General features: G+C 44.6%; 3 protein-coding genes and 2 pseudogenes. 2 read left to right on the top strand and 3 right to left on the bottom strand.

Annotated features, from left to right (window positions below; genetic code table 11):
• Nucleotides 1-746 (bottom strand): IS3 family transposase (locus CCB157_RS16790; protein ID WP_305782242.1); only part of this gene is annotated, 746 nt, incomplete at its 3' end.
• A complete protein-coding gene (locus tag CCB157_RS16785; protein WP_077616935.1) occupies nucleotides 716-940 on the bottom strand; it encodes a hypothetical protein in 225 nt (74 codons plus the stop codon). The genes CCB157_RS16790 and CCB157_RS16785, both read right to left, overlap by 31 nt.
• 105 nt (nucleotides 941-1,045) lie before the next feature.
• On the opposite strand from CCB157_RS16785, the pseudogene istA reads away from it, so the two are divergent.
• Nucleotides 1,046-2,249, top strand: a pseudogene (gene istA, locus CCB157_RS16780) (IS21 family transposase).
• Nucleotides 2,246-2,383, top strand: a pseudogene (locus CCB157_RS16775) (AAA family ATPase); the annotation flags it as partial. The pseudogenes istA and CCB157_RS16775, both read left to right, overlap by 4 nt.
• A 96-nt stretch (nucleotides 2,384-2,479) precedes the next feature.
• Here the strand turns inward: CCB157_RS16775 and CCB157_RS16770 are convergent.
• A complete protein-coding gene (locus CCB157_RS16770) occupies nucleotides 2,480-3,844 on the bottom strand; it encodes an ISLre2 family transposase (RefSeq protein ID WP_077616934.1) in 1,365 nt (454 codons plus the stop codon).
• Nucleotides 3,845-4,077: the final 233 nt, after the last annotated feature.

Here is a 4,077-nt window from a genome sequence, read left to right as displayed (position 1 = left end):
TTTAAATGGCTAAAAAAGTTTTCCATACAAGCATTATCTAAACAATTCCCTTTTCTAGACATACTAGCCCTTATATTGTATTGTTTAAGTAGTCCGTGATATTGTCTGGATGTGTACTGAAATCCTTGGTCACTATGGAGAAGGATTCCAGACACATCTTTTTTTCGTTTTATCGCTAACTTCACGGTATCGATGACGAGCCTAACATCATTTCGATGACTGATTTGATAAGCGACAATCTCGTTGTTATATAAGTCTTTAATGGCGGATAAATATAATCGGATGCCATTGCTTTGAAGATACGTAATATCCGTCACCCACTTCTCATTTGGTCTTTTGGCTTGAAATTCTCGATTCAAATGGTTATCCGATACCACGTATGCCTCTTTCTTTCCAAAATATTTTCGCTTTCTCCGAATTTTCGCTTGAATCCCTAGTTCTTTCATTAACCGATATACTCTTTTGTGGTTGATGGTTAGGTTGTATTTTTTTCTAAGCCAAGCTGTGACTCGAGGATAGCCGTAAATGCCATGGACAGCTTGGTAACACGCCTGAATCTTTGCTTTGATTTGCTCATTCTCTATTTGTTTTTTCGTCTTCATGAATTTTCTCTTTCTCCACTTGTAGAATCCACTTCTTGAAACACCGGATACCTCACAGAGTAGACGAATGGTATATTTCTTAGATAGCTCTTCTATTACCTGATATTTGTCTCTTACTTTCTCTCCCCCTTTCTTAACGCTAATAGCTTTTTTAAATATTCATTCTCCACACGTAAACGTTCCAGTTCTTGTTCAGTTGTCAAAGGATTTTTTCTTGGTCTATCTTTACGTAAACTTTTTGTCCTGCCCCTTTTCTCTTCTAATCCTTGAATTCCTTCGTTTTTATAGTGAGTTACCCATCTATGTAACATGGAAGAAGAGATGCGAAATTGATCCATGATTTCACGCTTATGTTAAAGCCGATGATAAAATCCCCAATATAGCCGGAATAAAATTCCCCACTTACAATAGAACCATAGTGTCAATGAGAGGAGCTATGGTTCGTGATTACGAGAGGGGAATTTTTTATGATCAAAGAGATGTATGAAAGGGGAATGAGTATTTCCGATATTGCGAGGGAGTTGGGGATTGATCGGAAAACCGTTCGAAAATATATTCACTCCCCCAATCCCCCTTCCAAATCTAAGCGAAAACAAAGAAAAAGCAAGTTAGATCCATTTAAAGAGTATCTTCAAAAACGAATGTTAGAGGATGGGGTGTTCAATAGCGAAAAGTTATTTTTCGAAATTCGACAACAGGGCTATACAGGAGGAAAGACGATTTTAAAGGACTATATAAAACCTTTCCGAGAGACGGCGAAAAAGAAATACACCGTTCGTTATGAAACGCTTCCTGGTGAACAAATGCAAGTCGATTGGAAAGAAGTCGGGGAGGTGATAATCGAAGGGAGAAAAGTCAAGTTATCGCTATTTGTGGCCACATTAGGCTATTCGCGGATGAAATACGCGGTATTTACGACCAGCCAGGACCAGGAACACTTAATGGAATGCCTGATTCAGAGTTTCCAATACTTCGGCGGAGTTCCGAAGAAGGGGTTATTTGATAATATGAAGACCGTTACAGACGGCCGGGAACAAGGAGTGGTGAAATGGAATCAACGATTTTCTGAATTTGCGAGTTACTACGGATTTATTCCAAAAGTGTGCCGGCCTTACCGGGCCCAGACAAAGGGAAAAGTCGAACGAGCCATTCAGTATATCATGGATCACTTCTATGTGGGGACAGCGTTTGAAAGCATCGAGGAATTAAATTTCCTTCTCCATCGTTGGCTCGATCAAGTGGCGAATCGGAAGCCAAACGCCACGACCGGCATTCCTCCGCAAGAGCGTTGGGCAGAGGAACAGCTGAAACCTCTCCCGTTGAACGATTACGATACGAGCTATCTTTCCTATCGGAAAGTGCATTGGGATGGCAGTTTCTCATACAAAGGGGAACAATGGCTCTTATCGGCGGAGTATGCGGGCAAAGAAATTCTGGTGAAGGAGCGATTAAATGGGGATATTCGATTGTATTATCGAGGGGAGGAGATTTCTTACTTGAACCAACAGAAAAAAGTGATTTCATTCGCCGAAAAAATCAAAAAGAAACAGACGGAAATGGCCGTCACCATTTCGCCTGTTTCGGTGGAAGGTGGATACTCGTCCATTGTCCGTTTATGACACATTCCTGCGAGGGGAAAGCTCATGAAAGAACAAATACACGAGTATTGCCACCGTCTTCATTTGCCTGTCATGGCGGAGCGATGGTCCGCCATGGCAGAATACGCAGCTACTCATAATATACCATATTCGGAGTTTTTATTCCGCTTATTAGAGGCGGAAGATGCAGTCAAGCTTTTGTGGGCACTTTTCTTGTACAATGCAATTTGAAAGCGTTCTCCTATTTTCTTGGACTTCTTACGGAAGCTCTCTTAATGTTTAAAAACCGATCAGCCCTTTCAAAGTGCTGTGAATCATCGTGCCTGAAGATTGTTTCATATAGGGGATGTTGTCGCGTACATCATTTACGATTTGCTTGGTCAGCCTTTTACGGGTTTTGGTCTCTGGAGCCTTACGACCCGAACCGTTTGTTTCACGGTTCGGCACCCATTGCCCAAACCACGTTTTGACCTCCAACCGATCCTTGTCAGCAATCATCCATTGGGTCATCGCCTCTACACCGGCTGCGCTCCAACTGCGCCCCTGTTTGAGGCGAGCCGCAAATTGGCTCATCAGGCCTTCCGAAGCCCCCATCGTGCACATCCCGCGGGTGTCCATCCCTTTTTCTTCGAGCCACGCCTTATAATCACATAAGGCTTCTTTATGTTTCGTGACATACGCGATGAACACCTCTAGCTTCGCTTCGCCTTCCGGTGTAGCCATCGTTCCCACGGCGCTGTTCAGCTCCACGATCAACCGCTCCGGATCATTCTCGTTCAGCGCCCGTTTCATCGCGGAATAGCGCGGATGATCTTTCATGATTAGATGCAAATCGCGGGCGACATGGAACCGATCCAAATGATAAAACGCCCGGCCCTTGAAGTCCTCTTGGCAAGCCGAAATCCAACCGGCTCCATCCCCGTTAATGACCAACTTCGTTTTCGTCGCGTCATAGTCGTAGTGCTGCTCCAAGAAGCTTTCAAAGCCTTCCCAAAACGGCTCGGAGCCCGTGTGGAAATCATGCCGTTTATTCTTCAATTTCCGCCGTTTGGAGCCGTCTTGTTCCCAACCCGTATGGACTAAAGCGATCTTAAGTTCTTTCGCCTTTTTCTTCTTGCCGCCCTTTTCTTTTTGTTGTTTCACAAACAACCCGTCCACCTCGACAAAGAGCACTTCAGGCCCGGGTTGTTTGGACTTCGGCTCACACACCTCGGACGCGAGGAGATGCTGCCGCAGCGCTTCGTGGCTCATGGGGACATAACCCAAGAACGTCTCCAATTGCTTTACGGCGTGGCGGTAAGACGGGCCGGACACGGCCAAGGCCATCGCCCATTGTTCAAGGAGCGGGCTGAATCCCTTGCGGCCGTCAAAGGCTAAATAGTGATCCAATAAAGCGATATAACGACCATTTTCCCGGTCTTGATAATCATTGCGTTTGATGGTCAACGGACCGAACATCGTATCGATGTGAACGTCGCGCCGATCTTTCAAGCGAAAGCGGCGTTTATCCCGCGCTTCGGCGATTTCGGCATCCATCTGTTCCAAAACCATCGTCAAAACCTTGCCAAACATCTCCTGTAACACCTGAAAGACATGGCGTTCAAGCTCTTCTAAAGTCGGGTATTTCGGGTTATAATGTCCCATGTGAGGGCCTCCTTTGTACGGTTTTTTTGGACAAACTCATTGTACAAAAAAGAGGCCCTCATTTCTTGTTTTTTCTGCATTCCCCTATCGCGCTATTGCTTGGTGGCCTTGGCAGATGATGTTGGATTAAAAGCCAACACATCCGCCAAGGTTAATTTACATATATTAACTTTTATTCCTATTCTTGCTCCCACAATTATTTTACTCCTACTGGATTGGAAAAGCAATCCGTC

The sequence above is a fragment of the Caenibacillus caldisaponilyticus genome (genome assembly GCF_002003465.1).
GTDB classification, from domain to species: domain Bacteria; phylum Bacillota; class Bacilli; order Bacillales; family Sporolactobacillaceae; genus Caenibacillus; species Caenibacillus caldisaponilyticus.
This window is presented reverse-complemented; position numbering and strand designations above follow the sequence as displayed.

Excerpts from the sequence above, each read along its gene's own strand:
- CCB157_RS16770 (WP_077616934.1), bottom strand. The coding sequence starts at position 3,844 with ATGGGACATTATAACCCGAAATACCCGACTTTAGAAGAGCTTGAACGC.
- CCB157_RS16785 (WP_077616935.1), bottom strand. The coding sequence starts at position 940 with ATGGATCAATTTCGCATCTCTTCTTCCATGTTACATAGATGGGTAACT.